General features: G+C 46.6%; 11 protein-coding genes. 8 read left to right on the top strand and 3 right to left on the bottom strand.

Features of this window, described 5'->3' with window-relative positions:
• Positions 1 to 9: 9 nt before the first annotated feature.
• The 5 genes from ACLIIY_RS28030 to ACLIIY_RS28010 all read left to right on the top strand — a co-directional run bounded on the left by ACLIIY_RS28030 (position 10) and on the right by ACLIIY_RS28010 (position 10,165).
• Positions 10 to 3,525 (top strand): hypothetical protein, encoded by a 3,516-nt coding sequence (locus tag ACLIIY_RS28030; RefSeq protein WP_434528974.1) that lies wholly within the window; start codon positions 10 to 12, stop codon positions 3,523 to 3,525.
• A 9-nt stretch (positions 3,526 to 3,534) separates the two neighbouring features.
• Positions 3,535 to 4,440, top strand: coding sequence for an OmpA family protein (locus tag ACLIIY_RS28025; protein WP_041053786.1), 906 nt, complete (start codon positions 3,535 to 3,537; stop codon positions 4,438 to 4,440).
• A 97-nt stretch (positions 4,441 to 4,537) separates the two neighbouring features.
• Entirely contained in the window at positions 4,538 to 5,386 is an 849-nt protein-coding gene (locus ACLIIY_RS28020; RefSeq protein ID WP_005441240.1) for a mechanosensitive ion channel family protein, read from the top strand.
• A gap of 284 nt (positions 5,387 to 5,670) precedes the next feature.
• On the top strand, positions 5,671 to 7,761 hold the full coding sequence (locus ACLIIY_RS28015) for an EAL domain-containing protein (protein WP_434528973.1): 2,091 nt from the start codon (positions 5,671 to 5,673) through the stop codon (positions 7,759 to 7,761).
• A gap of 337 nt (positions 7,762 to 8,098) precedes the next feature.
• Positions 8,099 to 10,165: an EAL domain-containing protein gene (locus ACLIIY_RS28010; protein WP_270050363.1), complete on the top strand. Its 2,067-nt coding sequence runs from the start codon at positions 8,099 to 8,101 to the stop codon at positions 10,163 to 10,165.
• An 81-nt stretch (positions 10,166 to 10,246) separates the two neighbouring features.
• Here ACLIIY_RS28010 and azu read toward each other — a convergent pair whose 3' ends face one another.
• Positions 10,247 to 10,699 (bottom strand): azurin, encoded by a 453-nt coding sequence (gene azu, locus ACLIIY_RS28005; RefSeq protein WP_434528972.1) that lies wholly within the window; start codon positions 10,697 to 10,699, stop codon positions 10,247 to 10,249.
• Positions 10,700 to 11,310: 611 nt separating this feature from the next.
• Here azu and ACLIIY_RS28000 point away from each other — a divergent pair.
• From ACLIIY_RS28000 to ACLIIY_RS27990, 3 genes are all read left to right on the top strand, one after another.
• Positions 11,311 to 14,934, top strand: coding sequence for an Ig-like domain-containing protein (locus ACLIIY_RS28000; protein ID WP_434528971.1), 3,624 nt, complete (start codon positions 11,311 to 11,313; stop codon positions 14,932 to 14,934).
• A gap of 231 nt (positions 14,935 to 15,165) precedes the next feature.
• Positions 15,166 to 16,395, top strand: coding sequence for an NAD(P)/FAD-dependent oxidoreductase (locus ACLIIY_RS27995; RefSeq protein ID WP_045417292.1), 1,230 nt, complete (start codon positions 15,166 to 15,168; stop codon positions 16,393 to 16,395).
• An 83-nt stretch (positions 16,396 to 16,478) separates the two neighbouring features.
• Positions 16,479 to 17,786: a dicarboxylate/amino acid:cation symporter gene (locus ACLIIY_RS27990; protein ID WP_045417289.1), complete on the top strand. Its 1,308-nt coding sequence runs from the start codon at positions 16,479 to 16,481 to the stop codon at positions 17,784 to 17,786.
• A 51-nt stretch (positions 17,787 to 17,837) separates the two neighbouring features.
• Here the strand turns inward: ACLIIY_RS27990 and ACLIIY_RS27985 are convergent, their stop codons facing one another.
• Together ACLIIY_RS27985 and ACLIIY_RS27980 are read right to left on the bottom strand one after the other, a co-directional pair.
• Positions 17,838 to 18,371: a cytochrome b gene (locus tag ACLIIY_RS27985; protein WP_005441227.1), complete on the bottom strand. Its 534-nt coding sequence runs from the start codon at positions 18,369 to 18,371 to the stop codon at positions 17,838 to 17,840.
• A gap of 156 nt (positions 18,372 to 18,527) precedes the next feature.
• Positions 18,528 to 19,175, bottom strand: coding sequence for an HAD family hydrolase (locus ACLIIY_RS27980; protein ID WP_199482263.1), 648 nt, complete (start codon positions 19,173 to 19,175; stop codon positions 18,528 to 18,530).
• Positions 19,176 to 19,220 lie beyond the last annotated feature (45 nt).

The following is a 19,220-nucleotide window of genomic DNA, read 5'->3' as shown; positions in this document are numbered from 1 at the left end:
AGGATTATTATGATTAGATTTAGACAATCAAAACTGACAATGTGTATCGCGGCTGCGTTGCCAATACTTTCGTACGCGAAAGACACCAGCCAATTGGAGAAACTTGACAGTGACTCACTGGGTATTGAAGTAAAAGCTCACGAACAAACGGATAACTCACGTATCTACCTAGACCAAGGTGCGATTTGGGTAAGCCGCGACATCATGCGATTTGACCCGGTACTTGACCTGAGTATTAGCAGCGATGTTGAAGTGAAAGATGGCAAGCCATTGCAAGAAATGAGCTTCGCTATCACAACCAACTTCAGCTACTACGTCGACCATTACCAATTGGAAGTCTTCCGTGGTGGTGACCGTGGCTTGGTTGACCCTTTAGCAGTGGTAGAAGGCCAGCAATTTGCGAACGATTTCAACATTGTTTGGGATGGCGTGACCGACCAAGAGTATCAATTTGAATCCAACACGCAGCTGTTGTTCCGTTTAAAGGCCTTTGATAAAGACGGCAATATGGATGTGACGACGGTTGGTGTGATTGACCTTGTCGAGCCAGATTCTGAAGTCGATATCGACAAGAACGACGGTGAAGAAGAGCAAAGCCGCAAGCTTGGTAAAGCTCAGTTGATGCGTCACAACATTCCAACCTCTGCGGGTCTGGCAAGATTCATGGGTACGGGACTAAAAGGCGTCGATAAAGTCGTGATTGGCGAAGACGAGTTTGATGTGGAAGAGGGCGAACTATACGCAGAACAATACTTGCCAGCAGATGCCTATCTGTTCCCAACTCGCGTGGTATTCGACAGTGGTGAAGAGCGTCGTTACCAACTGTACGTGCGTATTCCTGATGAGTATTGGGTACAAGCGGGTCTTGCGGATTTCTACATCGGTAAAAACAAAGTGACGGGCAACTCCGCCGCATTAGCCGTCGACGAGCAATACCAAGATGACATCTACAACCAAGGACGCTTGGCGTACTTTGGTCAGGGTAAGTTTGGCGACAAACTCAGAGTTACCACTCACTTTGATACTAAAGAGAGTGACGTTCGAGACATGTTTAAGAACCCGTTTGCTTCTGATTCCTCCAGCGTATTCGACATTCTCGAAGACGACGATGAGATGTATTACGGCAACTATGGTGACAGCTCCAACATCTACAAAGTGGTGAACACCAAAGGTAAGGTTTACCTTAACGTTGAGTACGACAAATCCAATGTTTTGTGGGGTAACTACAACACCGGCATTACTGGCACCGACAACAACGATTACAACCGTAGTTTATACGGCTTCAAAGGGGATTACCGTACGCGATCAACCACTAAGTTTGGTGAGGATCGCCTAAACATTGTTGGCTTTGCGGCTGAATCTGATTCACTCTTCGCTCACGATGAATTCCTAGGTACTGGTGGTTCGTTGTACTTCTTGCGTCATGGTGAAGTGGTACCGGGCAGTGACAAAGTAATGGTGAAAGTTGTCGACCCAGACAGCAGCATCACTGTGCAAGAAATGCCGCTGCAATCGGGGCGTGACTATGAAATCGATCCGTACCAAGGGCGCATTATTCTGACCAGACCGCTGAACAACATCATTTCGGATAACTTTGGTGATGTGATAAACGACCAACCGAGTTCAGGATATAAAAACTATCTTGCGGTGGACTATGAATACGTCCCTCAAGGCAGTGACGCGCTTGACGCAATGACTGCTGGTGGTCGTGTGAAAGGTTGGGTGAATGACTACATCGGTGTGGGGGCAAACTACCAAACCGAAGAAAAAGACAACCAAGACTACGAAGCGTACGGCACGGACTTAACCTTGCGTGCATCAGAAGGTACGTACTTGAAAGCCGAATTCGGACACAGTAAAGGTCGTCAAACCGATTCCAACTACGTATCTTTCGATGGCGGCTTAACCTTTACTCCGATTGGCAGCAATGCGGAAGATCGTGAAGGTGATATCTACCAAGTAAAAGGGGTGATGAACCTTTACGACTTAGCTCCTAACGTATTCTCTGCGGTAGGTAACGACGTCAAAGCTTGGTACAAATCCAAAGACGCAGGTTACAGTTTTGCTAGCCAAGATGATGACTTAGAGCAAGAGTCTTACGGTACCGAAATTCGTTTCCAAGCCACTGACCGAGTTGCCGTGAAGACGCGCTTTACCTCGGTTGAAGAGCGTGAATCCGATGGTGATTTGCGAACCGATACCCAGCAAGCGGAATTGGAAACCCAAGTTAAAGTTACCAAACACATTAAGATCTCGGCAGCGGGTAAACAAGTTGAAGAGCTAAACAACCAAGATGAAAAAGGCAAAGGGACGTTAGCGGGTCTACGTGCTGATTACATTTGGGACAGCGACAACAACGTGTACATCAAAGGTCAGAAAACCGTAGGTCAAACCGACGAATACGACGAGAACGACAGCGTCACGCTAGGTGGTGAAACCCGCATTCTAGAAGACTTTGTGGTTGGCGCGGAATACACCACAGGCGATCGCGGTGATGCCGCAGAAGCGAGCGTGACGTATGACGTAACTGAAGATTACAGCACGTACTTAACCTACGTAGACGACACTTACGAAGGCAAAAACAACGTGATTGTCGGTCAACGTGCAGACCTGACTTCAACGGTCGATTTCTACCAAGAAAACCAATTTGTTGATGAGAACAACGGCAAAGGTCGTATTGACTCGTTTGGTTTTGGTTACGATATGAATGATGACATCGACATGGGTATTGGCTACCAAAAAGGTGAAATCGAAGACGACCAGAAGATTACCACCGAGCGCCAAGCCGTGAGTGTGAGCACGTCGATTGATGTGGATGACGTATTGTTCAAGAACAAAGTCGAATACCGTGTCGACAAGACTGATGATTCTGCAGACCCAGATAAAAAACGTGTCGACCAGTGGGTGACGACTAACCGTTACACGCATCATCTAACGGAAGAGTACACCTTGTTTGGCAAGTTCAACTACTCACGCTCAGAGAGTAAATCGAGCGATAAAGTGTTGGCTCGCTTTATTGAGTCGACCGCAGGTTTGGCATATCGCCCAATCTACAACGACCGTTTGAACGTACTCTCTCGCTACACCTATTTGGTGGACTTCGACCAACTTAACCGCGATGTGGATTACAAAGATGAAGAAAGCCACATCATCGAAATCGAAGGTATCTACTCGTTGGATGCAAACTGGGATTTAGGCGCGAAATACGCTTATAAAGACAAGCATGAGATCTTCACTCGTCAGTCAGGCGAAGACATTCCAGTCGACAGTAAAATTTCTCTCTACGGTTTGAGTGCCTCTTACCGTGTTATGAAAGACTGGGACGTGACTGGTGAGTACCACTGGAAGACGGACAGCACCTATGACGAACTAGAGCAGGGCGCATTGGTCTCGGTTAACAAACATTTGAGCGACAACTTCAAAGTCGGTGTGGGTTACAACTTCTCAGGCTTTGATGGCAACCTAGCGAATGATGACGATTACGACGCATCAGGCGTGTTCATTAACCTAGTTGGTAAGTTATAAGAGGGCGATATGAAAACGACGATTCGTTTGTTAAGCGGCATGATCGCAGGGGCAATATTGGCAGGGTGCTCGGCGGACGCGTATGTAAGCCAAGAGAACCGAGAAAAGTTTGCCGATGTCAATGTCTCCAAGTTTCTGATCAGTGAATGTTTAGCGCCGCAACGCGAAATCCATATTGCGGTTGCCGAGCATTTCGACTTCGATAAATCCATCATTCGTGAAGCCGATGCGGCAAGCCTAGATGCGTTCATCCGTGATATTCAAGGCTTGAGCGGACGCATCACGATTGTTGGTCACACTGATTTTAAAGGCTCTGACGAATATAACGAGAAGCTGTCTATGCGCCGCGCTGAATCGGTAGAAGCGTATCTCCAGCAACAACTCGATCCAGAGCAATACGATTGGGAAGTGAAGCACTTTGGTGAGTCGCAGCCGCTAGCGTTGGGTAAATCGGATCAAGCGCGTGCTGAAAACCGTCGTGCTTACGTGATGTTTGAAGAGGCGAAGAAGTACGAAGAGATGCCTTTCTGTGAGCCGCCAAAACCAGAACGTAAGATCTACATGGCGATGACACCGCACTTTGATTTCGATAAGTCGGAATTAAAACCGGAAGACCTTTCACAATTAGATGATTTCATCGCAAAACTGCAAGGTTTAGAAGGTAGCATTATGGTGGCTGGTCATACCGACCAAGTGGGCTCGCTCTCTTATAATGAACAATTGGCGGAGCGAAGAGCGCAAACCGTAGTGGCATATCTCAAGACGAAACTCGATCCATCGCAGTTTGTGTGGGAAGTAAAAGCCTTTGGTGAGCTTCAACCTGTGATCAACGAAGAATCTCCAGAAGCCAATGCTTTAAACCGCCGTGCGTTTATCGTATTTAAAGAGAGTGAACTGGGGCAACCGACTGAATAATTTGGTAAGGTTGTCCTCTCGCAAGCTAGCTATCTGTTTTCTGAGCGATATTTAGCATGAAAGGTCAACCTATCTAAACCAAACAGGGAGTCGGGTAATGGAGAAAGTGCAGTTAGTCGTCGATTTTCTTCTCACTCACAAAATTTTATTTTCCGCATTAATCCTGCTGTTTATCATTGTTCTACGTCGTTTGATTCTGTCTCGAATTCGTGGCGACGATGCCTTCATTACGGAAGAACAACGCAGTTGGATGTCGAGAACCAAAAACGGCACATTTGCTCTCACTTTGATTCTATTGTTCATCTTATGGCAATCTGAAATCAGTGAGTTCGCCCTAAGCGTTACGGCGATTGCAGTGGCGATCGTGGTCGCATCCAAAGAGATTATTCTTTGTTTTACCGGCTCGATTCAACGCGCTAGTTCGCGTTCATTCCGCATTGGTGACTGGATTGAAGTCGGCAAGCTGTGTGGGGAGGTTATTGAGCACAACATGATGGCGACAGTGATTCAAGAAATCGACCTGCATCATGGGCAATACCACTTCACGGGGAAAACCGCGACGTTGCCCAACAGCATGTTCTTCACCTACCCAGTGAAGAACCTCAACTTCATGAAGCGTTACGTCTACCATGACTTTTCTGTCGTGGTGAAAGACTTCGTCAATCTCTACCCACTTTTGCCGTTACTGACCGATAAGATTGACGAGCATTGCAGTTACTTTGCCGATGTTGCTCACCGCTACAACGCGATGATCGAGAAGCACGCTGGTGTCGATCTACCGGGTGCAGAGCCGCACATCCATATCTCAAGCAACATCAATGGTGAGCAAATCCTGCACATCATGATTTTCTGCCCGACTGACAAGGCAAACCATTTAGAGCATCTGATTCGTAAAGACTTTATGGAGCTTTATGAGCAACGATTTCCAATGAATACTGAGCATTAAGTTCTCACTCAATAATCATCTGGCAAATGATAACCCTCGCTTTTCACAGCGAGGGTTATTTTTATGCGTTCACTTATCGTCACGACAAATAATCTTAATGGATCGAGGCGCATATAATCGCTAAATTACGCCTCGCAACCTATCCGCACAACTTACGCTTGCTGCTAAGAACTAAAAATTACTACTAACTAAGACTACATAGATGGTCACGCCTAAAAAGGCACAGGTTGCAATTACGGCTGTTCGTTTAACAGCTCACTCCCCCATTTATAATAAGATGCTCCATGCAAACTGGCTTTACACTCAAATTTGCACCTGCCCAACGTTTATTGGCAGTGGTGAGTCAATGGCGAGCGAGCTCCAAGTCCTATTTAACGGATTTGGCGTCTATTGCTTTGCTGTTACTTCCACTGACTTTGTCTAATGCGTTGGCCATATTTCTCGGACACGTTTTCAGGCTTACTGGTTTGGCTGATTTGTCGCAGTTGTTATTCCACGTCTCCGACATTTTGATCAACCTCTATCCAAGTGCGTTTTGTGTCGTGGCAGGGTACTACCTTTCCCACAAAACCAATGTTTCGAGCGCGCTGTTCATCATCTACTCGCTGATCATGTTTTATTTGGTCTCGATAGAAAACAGCAGCTTGTCTGCGACTTATATGCTGCCAAACAATCCGTTACTCGCTTTATTGAGCGCGACCATGACGTACGTGTATTGCAGCCTGTTCAAGATACGTTTGCTAGAGCCGCAAGCCCTAGATTTCTCGTCCCGCTTGCTCAAACACGTAGTGCACTTCTTCTTGTTTGTGCTGGTGGCCTTGGTCATGTCCCACTTCACCGCGATTTTTATGGCGTTGTTTGGTGGCATGGTCCAGGATCTGGGTGTCGACCCACTTACGCTCACTGGCGGATTGATGTATCAAACCGTGCTGGGTTTACTTGGCTCGATTGGTATCAACGGACACAACTTGCTGTTTGCGATTAAGCAGCAGATCTTTGCTGCTACCGAAGCCAATATGATGGCTTGGCAAGCAGGGGATGCGCCACTCAACGTTATCAGCCAAGGCTTTTATGATGCATTCATGTCGATGGGCGGCTCTGGCAACTCGATTAGCTTGCTGCTCTGCGTGCTAATGTTCGCGAGAGAGCGTAACCACTTGATGCTTGCTCTGGCCGCAATGCCACTGGTGATTTTCAACATCAACGAAGTGTTGCTGTTTGGCTTGCCGATCATCTTTAACCCGATCCTGATCGTCCCTTTCGTTCTGGTGCCTTTGGTGAGTTTTGTTATCACCTATTCGTGTATCTCGTTTGGTTTAGTGCCACCAGTAGAGAACATCGTAAACTGGATGACGCCACCCATTTTCAGTGGCTACATGGCTATGGGAAATCAAATCGAAGGTTCGATTCTGCAAGCGTTGATCATTGTGTTGGGTGTTTTCATTTACCGACCATTTTACTTGGCATACGCAGGGAAGTTTTCGGCGCAGTTTCGTGCGAACACCGCCTATACCGGTATTGAGAGCTCGATATTCAAATCATTGTTGAACAATGTAAGAGACTCCAATAACTCCAGCATTAGCAAATCAACAGCACAAAAGCGTTTAACGACGATACTGCGAGAAGGTGAGTTGGTGATGTTTTATCAAAAACTTCAGTCGACTAAGAAGGTTAACGTGTTCTCTTATGAGGCGTTACTTCGTTATATCGATAAAGACGGAAACCTTTGCCCACCGACGTTTGTGAGTGACTTCCAAATGCTCAACTCAATGCCGCTGTTGGATAAGTTAGTCATTGAAAGAGTCTTGGCAGATATGCAGCAAATGACGCTGTCGAAAGATCGCCGTATTGCCATCAACATCGCAGTAGCAACGATTGAGCAAGAAGAGTTTGTGCCGCACCTACTATCGCGCTTAGCCCACTACGGCATCTCGCCAGAGTGGTTGGAAATTGAAATTACCGAAGAAGCGATTCTTAGCAATAAGGTGTTTTTGATTAAAACTATGGAAGCGCTGCAAGCTCAAGGCATTCGTATCGCGATGGATGACTTTGGTACGGGTTATGCGTCGTTCCCGCATTTGCTGAAATACCCGTTTGATAAGATCAAGCTCGACCGTTCTCTCTTGCTCGATGCCAACGAGCAAAAGGGCAGAGACCTCTATGAGTTGGTCGCAAAGTTGGGCCACATTGCTCATTGCGAAGTGGTTGCAGAAGGGGTGGAAACCCAACAAGAGTACGATTTTGTGAAAGGCTGTGGGGTCGATAAAGTGCAAGGTTATTTCTTTGCTCGCCCGTCACCACTGGTGGACATCCTTTATGAGCAACAAGACAAGCCACTTTTATCGTCACAATCACAAAGTCGAGTGGAAATATAGACTTGCTAACGCTAATGTGCGCCTCCTTGCTTAAATAGCAGGCGAAATAACAAACGACGTTGACCCAAGAAACAACGCGTTTAACCAGACTAAAAGAGTACGAGGGTCCTAGCTTGTGCTCTTTTTGTTTGGATGATAACAACAAGTTGGCTATGGCTACCTTTGTTGAGTGACTATTCGCAACGTTGAACGATCAACGCTTTGTTACTCGAATGATACCGTCCTCGACGAGCATGTCGAAACTCTCCCTCATTGCGAAACAAACTAAACGGATTTAATTGCGGCGAACTTCCTGAACGGCTCTTTGAGTCGTACTTTGATGGATTTACTTAGCCAAATGAATAATCGATACATTAATCGGCTTTTTACTTTAATTTCTTCCAATTCATACATTAACGGTTTGTGTAATGTCCTCGTGATGTTATTGCCCGTGTCGCTTATTTCAGCATTTAGTACTTTGCTGAGTAACCTATTTATGATTGCTGGCTATGAGCAACTTGGCATCACGATAGGCACGGCAAGCGCGATCATTTGGAAGCTTTTCCCGATCTTACTGTTAGTGTATTTCTCGCAGTTTCTTTCTTCTTTGCTGAAAGTCTCTCGCGTAAATGTCATCACGCCATCGCTGATGGTTTACTTTATCGTGTGTAACGAGTGGGGCTTGCTGCAAGAAGGCACTGTCGTCCCGAGTAACTATCCATTAGCGATTCTTGTACCAACAGTGATCGCTTGGTCTGTGCGTGTGATGCAAAACCGAAAATGGTTCATGCGTTCAGAGTTGCCAAATGTGGTGGATCAGTCATACAACCTTGTGATGGCTACCGTTGTATTGGTGGTTGGATATTCTGCTCTTGGCTACGTGCTAGGCAAGGCGGTTTGCGCAGCGGATATCGCGAGTTTTCTGCTGCCAGAACTTGATCCGAACTCTTTGCTTGATGGCATTATCTATGAGTTTGTACGTAACCTGTTTTGGTCTATTGGCATCAATGGCCACATCATCTTTGCTCCTTACAAAGCAGAGCTGTATGAGACAACGCGTGTCGCGATAGAGAACCACGAAGCACTCGGCACACCATTGCCAATTTTAACCACCAACTTCTATGACTTTTATGCGGGAATGGGTGGGGCAGGAAACACCATTTCTCTGGTGCTGTGTATGCTGTTTCTGACCAAGAATCGCAGTTACAAAGCACTGGCGGCGACGGCCTTAGTACTCAGTTTGTTCAACATCAACGAACCGATCATTTATGGCTTACCAATCATGTTCAACCCAGTCATGATTGTGCCGTTTCTGATTGCGCCGATTATCGGTCTTATCATTGCGTACATTGCTACAGTGATGGGTTTAGTTGCGCCGATAACAGAAATCATGAGCTGGATGACACCGCCATTAGCCAGTGGTTACATCGGTACAGGTTACACTTGGACGGGCGCGATATTACAGCTGATCATTATTCTGGTCGGTATCGTGATTTACTATCCGTTCTTTAAGCAGATGGACAAAATTGGCAGCTCAAACGCTTTGTTTGCGAAGTCAGTCTCTGATGATTTCTTCAACTATGAGGGCTTAGACAACGGCAAAGTCGCGGGGGCGTTCTTCCCAGAGATCACCAATAAGTTTGCTGCTCAGAAACGCATCAGCGATTTGAAGAAACACGGTGAGTTCGTCCTGTTCTACCAACCGCAGGTAAACGCTCGCACTGGTGAGATTCGTTCGCTTGAGGTGTTGATTCGTCATCGCTCTGAAACGGGTGAGATCACGCCTCCAACGTTTCTAGAAGATTTCGCCAAAGTCGGTTTGATGAGTGAGTTGGACTTGTGGGTAGTAGAAACGACGCTGCGAGAAGTTGCACCGTTAGCGAACCGTCCAAGCTTTAAGGTGTCGATCAACCTGTCTCCAGAAACGTGTTTGGTGCCAGATTTCACAGAGAAAGTGTTGATGATGATTCACCAAAGCGCACTTTCTTACTCGCAAGTTGAGTTTGAAATTACCGAAGACATGTTGATTCAAGATGAGCATCGTACCCACCGTGTGTTGAGTGAGTTACGAGAAGCAGGGGTGAAGATCGCGCTTGATGATTTTGGCTCCGGCTATTCGTCGATCGGCTACTTGTCGAAATACGATTTTGATAAGGTGAAAATCGACCGTTCTTTAGTGCTCAACCTAGATAACAAGAACGGAAGAGAGTTGTTCAGACTAACAGCTAAACTGGTGAAAATCACTGGAGCTGAAACCGTTGCGGAAGGTATCGAAACGGAGCGTGAGTTAGAGTTTATGGCAGAGCAGGGGATTGATTTGATTCAGGGCTTCTATTTCTATAAACCCATGCCGTTTGATGACATTGCGAAACTCGAATACACCCAATCAGACGACAGTTCAGAGTACGATCATTTCGCGTTTTAACTCTTGAACTACAGATACAATTAAGGGAAGCCATCGTGCTTCCCTTTTCTTTTTCAGAGGCTTAAGTCCGAGCGTGAACGCTTATTTGAACTCAAACTTGCCCTGCATGATTGCCCAGTGACCAGGGAAAGAACAGAAGAACGAGTAATCGCCCCCTGGAGTCATTTTCTCTGTGCTGAACGTGATGGATGTGCTCTCGCCGCCGCCGATCACTTTAGTGAAGGCATAAACGCGATCATCGTTAGGTTTCACGTAGTTGTTATCAAGACCTGCTGACATGCCTTCTGTACCGACTGCTTGTAGGTTAGCCGTGTCTGCAATGACTACGTTGTGACCCATTGACTGCGCTGGCATCTTACCTGTGTGGTTCAGCGTCAGTTTTACTTCTTTACACGTTGCCGGAACACTTAAAGTTTTGGTCGAAAACTGCATCATATCGTTTGCATCGATAGACACTTCACACTCTTCGCTCGCTTGTGCGCCAAAGCTCATTCCTATTAGTGCAAAGGTTGCTGCTACTAAACGTAAAGACATATAACACTCTCCATATTTTATTTTGGGCTGACTTGGATTCAAACCGATCCAATGCATCTCATTATCATCGAATATTCAATCTGAAACCGTGCTTCAATCCGGATATTGACGTTTTGTTGCAAAGTTATACTTATCGTTTTCACTGGATGATCATTCATATACCTTATTTTTAGCGCTTCAATTAAGAAGTGTGAAGACGATCTTGATAACCGCTTTAGGTGCTTCATTTATGTCTTAAGAACGGCCAAGTTTTGGTGCTTTTTTCGCTAACATGTAACTAAGTATTTCAAGTGTATTTATTCTGTAACTTATTGATTTTCTGATGCATAAAGGTGCGAAAAACACAAATTCCACTATTTGTAGAAACGGATAAATTGATTTGTTTAATCTTGCGCACACTTTCAGAAAATTGAACTAGAGTCCCAGATTTATGTTTGCTTATCGATTGCGTGCGAAATGTCGTCAAATTGACGTAAAAAGACGCTTTATTTTTGGCACTTTTACATCTGTAAGTTGAGTTACATTTAGTTACATCTGTCCGCTGCGGCGCGAAAAAAGTCCCCCTCTATAATGCTGTTCCTTTTTATTGTTGTTTGTATAAGTCCTTAATTATGAGAAAGAATACGCTAGCGATCATGCCAAGTGTTTTAGCACTGGCGATCGGTATGGGGTTGCCTGCTGCACACGCAGGAGTGATCACAGACGCAACTATCGTCGGCTCAGAAAGCCAGTGGTGGAACACTTACAAAGTGATCCTAACGAACGACAGTTCAAAGCCAGTTGAACTGCGTGATGCGAAAGTGACGTTTGATTCAAACCTATCAATGTCGACACCATCTTGGTCTGCGACTGGCATCAGCTACCCGGGAATGAAGTTCACCAGCGACGCGCAAGGTAACGTGTTCAAGAACACACTTGCGCTCGCTTTTGATAGCGGTAGCTGGGTGAAATCCCAACTTCCGGCAGGTGAACGCATTGAGCTAACGCTCGGTGTGAGCGGCGTATTGGATCTGACTCTTCTTCAAAATACCATTCGTCTGATTGCTGACGATGAAGGTGAAGTTGGCGAACCAGAAATTTCTCTTCAATTGGCATCGCCAGTGAACGGCGCTGAGTTTGAAGAAGGTCAAGCGGTTGCCATGCTAGCAAACGTAACGGCGACAAATACCAGCGTTAAAGCGGTGACTTTCTTTGTCGACAACAAACAAGTAGCTCGCGTAACACAAGCTCCATTCCAAGCGAGTTGGACTTCTGTTGGCGCAGGCGCTCACACGATCAAAGCCGTAGTGGAAGACACCTCAGGTCTTACACAGCAACAAACGGTCAGCATTTCAGTAAAAGAGAAGCCAGTTGAGCCACCTGTGGAGCCAGAAGTGCATGAGCTGACGTTCGTCGCGCCTACACAAGGTCAAACATTGATGGTGGGTCAGGCTACGACGATCAAAGCACGCGTTGATGGTGAATTGATCTCGAAACTGGAGTTCTGGGCAAATGACCGCAAGCTAGGTCAACGTAACATCGCTGCAGGTCAAACGACGTATTCTCAATCTTGGACGCCAAATGAAGTGGGCAATGCGACACTTAAAGTGGTGGTTCTCGATCAGAACAACCAAATGGTTGAACAACGCAGTATCGCTGTTGCTATTGAAGCAGCTCCAAGCTTTGTTAAGCCAGAAGTGAGCTTCTCTTCGCCTTCGAACGGTTCTAAGTTTGAAAAAGGTGAAGCGGTATCGATTTCCGTTCGTGCAACGGATGCTGATGATGATTTGTCTCGCGTTATCGTGAAAGCAAACAACAAGCAAATCTGTGACTTCAACGCAGCAACCACAAACCAGTTCTCTTGTAACTGGACGGCGTCAGAAGTTGGTGCAGTTAAGCTAGAAGCGATTGCGACGGATGCTGAGAACCTAACGGCGACAACACGTGTAAACATCACAGTTGAAAAAGTAGAAACACCGACACCTCCGCCAACAGGTGGACTGTGTGCTGACTTTAATGTGTACCCAGACTGGACTCGTGGTGATCACGCAACAGGCGGCGACATTATGGTTCATAAAAACATTGCTTACTCAGCTGTGTACTGGACTCAATCTGTTCCTGGCAGCGATAGCTCATGGTCATTGCATCTAAACTGTGATGGTACTGAGCCGGGTACAGCGCCAGCGCTATCATTGCGTAACCCAATGGACCCAGTGCGTCTAGAGGTGGCAGGTTGGCCAAATACATTCGTAGTGGCGAGCCCATCCACTCAAGCGCCAAGCACGCTAACTATTGCAGCAAGCAGCAGTGATGCGCTCGCAGACCTAGAGCAACTGACACGTTCGTTTGTGTCGGCTATCGAACAAGCAGAGAGCGCGGGTACAGCATCTATCGTGATTCAATCGGATGTTCTGGATCTCGCTACGCAAGACAAAGGTGCATCGTTTGGTGCCGTTGCGGTTAAACAAGCACTGACGAATGCCATTGATATCACGGGTAGCCGTATTGATATTGATGCGATCAACGCACTGAGTGATGATGTGAAAGGCTGGGCGCATGCTTACAACTTGATCTTCACCACCCTTGCGCCACAAGCGACATTTGGTTGGTCACTAAGCATTGGTGAGTTTGCATACGATACCCACTCTGGTCGTCAGTCTGTATGGGATGAAGCGTCCGTTTTCACAGCCGATCTACTTGATAGCTTCGAGCTTTACAAAGCAGATGCTGCGAACAAAGCTGATTTTGTAGCGTTTACTAAATCAAACGCTACCGCTGCCCTAACAAGTGAGCAGTGGCATCATGCACTGGAGTACGTAAAACAGGTGACAGATTACGTTGATGCGCCTGCAATGCTAGCGAACATGCCGACAGAGCAAACTGCAAACTACTTCATGGGCAACACGCAAACCGATCAGCAAATCCGTAAAGCGGCGTACAGCAACGTGTTTGCATTGATGTTTGATCAAGACTCTCAAGCCCTAACCAGCAAAATTGAACTTTACCAAACGGCGAAAGTGCCACTGTACTACGTAGGTGAAGAGTTAGAGAAAGGTTCATTGACTCGTATTGAAGCGCTAAACCAAGAGTTAGCAAATGCTGAAAGCGTGATGGATAACGAAGCCTTCCTATACGAAACACCACAATCTCAGTGGGTTCCGTCAACGGTTTACAAATGGAACGACTTCCTAGATGGCTTGAACGCAATGCACAACATTGGTGTAGCGGGCAACAAGTTCTGGTTGATGAACGATGAAGTTGATGACGCAACCAACATCAAATACGCGAAAGTCGCGATTGCTGCGTTCCTTGCGCAAAGTATGCAAGAGACCATCCGTTACAACGCGTGTGATGAAAACAACTGGTCTGAAGTGAAATACGGCGCGCCTGCGGATTACCCAATGACAGCAAGCTGTGGTCAATTGGGTCAGAAATACGCAGATTACGGTGTAAACCCTGTTTCTGGTTTGGACCACGCTTACTCTTGTCCTCGTGATGACAAAATGGAAGTCAGCGCTCTTACTCATGCGAAATGGTATGGCGCTCCAGCTCCAGTCTTTGCAGCTCCTGATGCAGTGCTTGAAGAGCGTGGCCTATTGGTGAACGGTGCAGCAGGTCGTTGGACAAACAACGGTCACTGTAACGATGTTCCAGAAAGCGTAGATACGTCTAAGCAAGTGTGGGAACGCGACGAGTGTAAGACTTACGTTGGTCAGAAAGCAGGTAAGTTCATTTGGGACGGCAGCAGCCAAGAAAGCGTTGAAGGCTGTGGCTGGTGGGGTCGTGGTGTTATCCAAACCACAGGTCGTCAAAACTTCGGTACGCTTAACCACTACCTAGGTCGTTCGCACGTTGATCCATCAACCATTGGTAAGACAATTGATGGCGTAACGGTAGAAGCACCACCGGCGAACCCACTTTATGCTGAGCTAGACTTCTGTTCTAACCCAGGTCTGATTTGTAGCTCGGAAGAGAACAAAGAGATCAAGTGGATCGCAGGTCTGTTCTATTGGGTAACGTCAGTTCAGGCATACAACGATGAAGGCGGTCAGTACGCGGATTGGAACTACCACAACGAACTGAAGAAGTATGTGGATAGTGGTCTGCAAGGTTCACAATTTATCGATGACGTTTCAGGCATCGTTAACCGTGGCTGTCCGGATCTGACGTGTTCGACAGGTGATGTTCACAACGTGAAAGAGCGCCGTGAGAACTTCAAACTGGTACTACAAAAGCTAGGTCTTGATCCTCGCTAATTAAGACAAAGCAACATCGATGAAGCAAAGCCATCACTGAAAAGTGGTGGCTTTTTTGTTTTTAGCATTTGGCTCAGATGCTTAGTTTTCATTATTACAAATTCGTAATAGTTATTTTCTTTTTCTGCTTATTATCATTTATTTGCAACTCAATATAATGCCCGCCATTCCAAACGTATTTGCTGCGTTTTTGATTTTTATCTTTCGATGGATGGTTTCCGGGAGGGGAGTATGTCGAATTTTGTTGTTGTCGGTGGTGGTGCTGCGGGTCTAGAAATGGTCACGCGTTTAGCGAGCAGTTTTGCAGGCAAATCTGACCATACCGTTACTTTGGTTGAGCCATCTTCTCATCACTTATGGAAACCAAGACTGCATGAGATTGCGGCGGGCACGTTTGATAATGAGCTCGATTCGGTTGCGTTTCGTCTTCATGCTGCTTGCCACGGTTACCAATATGTTCAAGCTCGTATGTCAGGTTTAGACCGAGCAAATAAAACCATTACGGTGAGCGCTGAGTTCTCTCCAGAGCAAACATTGAAATACGATTACCTCGTGATTGCCGTTGGCGCGATCAGTAACGATTTCAAAATTCCGGGCGTAAGCGATCATTGCTTGTTCTTAGATTCGGCTTCTCAAGCAGAAAAAGCGTGGGAGCAGATGAAGCAAATGCTGGCGAACGGTGGCTCACATCGTGTTTCTATCGTGGGTGCAGGTGCGACTGGTGTTGAGCTGGCGGCCGAATGGGCGAAAGTCAGCAAGCAATTAAACCGCTATCAAGATGATACTCAGCTTTCGATTACACTTATCGAAGCGGCGGATCGTGTGTTACCGGCAAGTGCTGAGTGCATGTCTACAAAAGTGTTGAAGAAGCTACAAAAGCAGGGTGTTAATGTTCGCTTAAACACCAAGGTTCAGCGTGCAGAAGCAGACCGTATCGTGACGGAAAATGAAGTCATTCCTGCCGATCTGCAAATTTGGGCGGCGGGGATACGATGCCCAGATTGGTTAGCGAATCTTGATGGTCTAGAAAGCAACCGCATTAACCAGCTTAAAGTGTTGCCAACGTTGCAAACCACTCTTGATGAGAGCGTTTTTGTCATCGGTGATAGTGCAGAATGTCCACAAGAGGATGGACGTGTTGTACCACCACGAGCGCAAGCCGCCAACCAAGCCGCTGCACATTTGGCGAAGCAACTTAAACGCTTGGTGAAAGGCAAAGAGTTAAAACCGTTTGTATTCAAAGACGGCGGAATGGTCGTTGCTCTTGGACATGACTACGCGGTTGGCGCATTGATGAATGATAAAGTCGTATTGCGTGGACGCTACGTTCGCCGCTTGTACGACACGATCTTTAGGCTGCATCAGCGCGTTATTTTCGGTTGGTTCCGAGTGTCGGCTTTAGTAGTGCTTAAACGCGTAAAAGTTTTATTGAACCCATATTACAAAGGCTCTTGGTCTTAATCCAAGCCGTGACTCTTCACTTCCATTTTTTCATTTTTATCGAGCGCCCAAATCATCAGGATTTGTGGCGCTAGGTGTTTTTTATGCGTCATTTGCAACTCTCTCTGCCCGTTCAACTTCTTATTTCTGCCCTACTTGCGTGGGGTGGGGCTCAAGCCATCCTTCTTTTAGTCGACCATGGGTTGGCAGACAAATCGCTTTTACTATCGAGTGATTACTACCAAATTTTAATGTTGGGCAAAACGGTCTATCTCGGCTTACTGAAAATGGTGGTGGGCCTGATGGTGCTGTTTTCTCTTGTCGAAGGCATCACCAATATTGGTTCAACCGTTCGCCTTAAAGCGCTAGGTGGGCGAACACTGCTCTTCTACAGTTTCACCACCTTAATTGCCATTAGTTTAGGACTTGGGGCGTCGCTAGCCTTACCTGCATGGGAGCCACTTAGCCAAAGCGTTTCTGTGGGTAGTGATGTCCATTTGATTGACGAGCAAGGCGCTGGTGGTGCCGCCATACTCACTAATCTTGTTAAGATGGCGATGGTGAATCCGTTTGCTGCACTGGCGAATGGTAACTTACTGGCGATCGTGGTTTTCTCCTTTATGGCAGGCGTTGCGATTTTGCTGTCTGTTCCATCAGGTCATCCGTTGCTAGCGGTGATTTCGGGGCTGAACAAAAGCGTCAACACCATGATTCGAGGCATCGTTAAACTGTCTCCGATTGCCATTTTTGCGATCGTGTTTGATATCACGCTGACTTCAAGTGGGAATCTGATTCAGCAACTCGCCTTGTTTGCGTTACTGGTGTTTGCACTCACAATGGTGCACGGGTTAGTCGTGTTACCAACCATCGCCAAGGTAATGACGGGGATTTCTCCTGTTGCGCTGTTTAAAGCGATTTCAGCACCTCTAGCGATGGCGTTTGCAACGTCATCAAGTGCGGCAGCGCTGCCTTTAGCAAAGCAAAGTGCGGAAGACAATTTAGATGTTGCACCAGAAGTCAGCAGCATGGTGTTGCCACTCGGCTCTGTAATGAACATGGATGGCACCGCGCTATTTGAAGGTGTCGCTGCTATTTTCCTAGCACAGTTGTTTGGTGTGGATTTGAGTACCACTGGATTGGTGATGATCTTTATTATGGCAATGGTTTCTTCCGTTGGTGCGCCGGGCATGCCTTCGGGCTCCATGTCGGGGATGCAGTTAGTGCTGCTGGCTGCGGGTATTCCGCTGGAAGCGATTGCGATTCTGTTGGTGATAGAAAGACCGCTAGATACCTTCCGCACCGCTGTTAATGTGGAAGGGGATTTGATCGCGACGCTTGTGATCGACCGTTGGCAGAAGAAGCAGACGGCAGAACCTCAACCGCTCGATTCTTCTGAGATGTTGATGAGCTAAAAGTGAAACGCACTCCCAATCGAGAGTGCGTTTTTTGTATCTATATGGACTCTATGAGCGACCAAGCATTCGAGAAATGGTGCCATCTTTGTCGACCACTTGGTGTTTGATGGCGCCAGCAACGTGGAGAACAAACACGGCAATCAGAATTTCAACTGCAGAGTGATGAATGGTTGAGCCGAGTTCTTGAAGCCAAGGGGTTTCTGGACCTTCAGCGATAATAACCCAACCGAAGATATCGACCGCTCGGCCGCCACCTGCGCTCATTGCGATACCAGAAATAGGCATTGCCAAAGTAGCAAGCAGAAGGATACCGTGTACTGCTTTGGCCGCTTTATCTTGCCATGCAGGCATTTCTGAAGCGGGTGGCAGAGCGCCTTCTTTTAAGCGCCACACTAGACGGATAAGAGCGACAACTAAAATGATAGCGCCTAGTGATTTGTGGATGCCATACCACTCAAACTTTTCTGGGCTACGTGGCAAATCAACCATGTATAGACCAAGCGCGAATACACCGATAAAGGCAAGCCCTGTTATCCAGTGCAATGTAATGGTTTGCCAAGTTAATGGCTTCTTGTTGAGCATGAATTAATCCTCGTTTTATTTGTGGTTATACGAGCGATTATCCATCAATGTTGTGAATAGAACTACACATCTCAGTGTAAAGTTGGGTAAATATTATCCACAAAAAACGCCCCAAAAGATGGAGCGTTTTTAGTCAGTTAGATGAGAGGAAACGGGTTATGCCTGTTTTAACTCAGCTAATGCGTGATGCAAGGAAGGAACAATCGCATGGCCAAAGGCACGAACTTCCTCGCAAGGTTCTACAAGGTCTGGGATTTGGAAAGTGACCATATTCGCCGCTACTGCAGAACGTACGCCATTGTTGGAATCTTCAAACGCGATACATTTGGTTGGATCTACGTTTAGACGACTTGCTGCAAGCAGGTAGATCTCTGGATCTGGTTTGCCGTGGGACACTTCACAGCCTGTCGTTAAGTTGTCGAAATACTTGCTTAGTCCCGCCAATTCCAACTTCTTCTGTGCCACTTCTTTTGCAGTTGAAGTAGCAACCGCAATAGGTAAGCCTTGTTCTTTCAACCATTCAAGCAGTTCAACCACACCGTCTTTTACCGGAATCGCTTGATGCTTCACGACCGCATCGTAGCGAGTACGCCATTCATTGTGCAGACGGTCTAAGTCATCACCGTAGGTCTTACGAAAAATCGCTTCAACGCCAGCGGCATTGCGGCCAATGATGGTTAAGTAAACCTCTTCGAAGAAAGGAAGATTTTGTGCTTCGCATGCCTCTTTGAAGATACGCATACAAACGCGTTCTGTGTCGAGGAGTAACCCATCCATGTCGAAAATAGCTGCTTGATAATTCATTACTTTATGACTTGTCGATTGAGATGGCGCATTTTGACACAAGCA

It is taken from the genome of Vibrio sp. K4 (assembly GCF_051122595.1).
GTDB classification, from domain to species: domain Bacteria; phylum Pseudomonadota; class Gammaproteobacteria; order Enterobacterales; family Vibrionaceae; genus Vibrio; species Vibrio owensii.
Note: the sequence above shows the minus strand (reverse complement) of the source record. Positions and strands in the feature narration are given on the sequence as shown.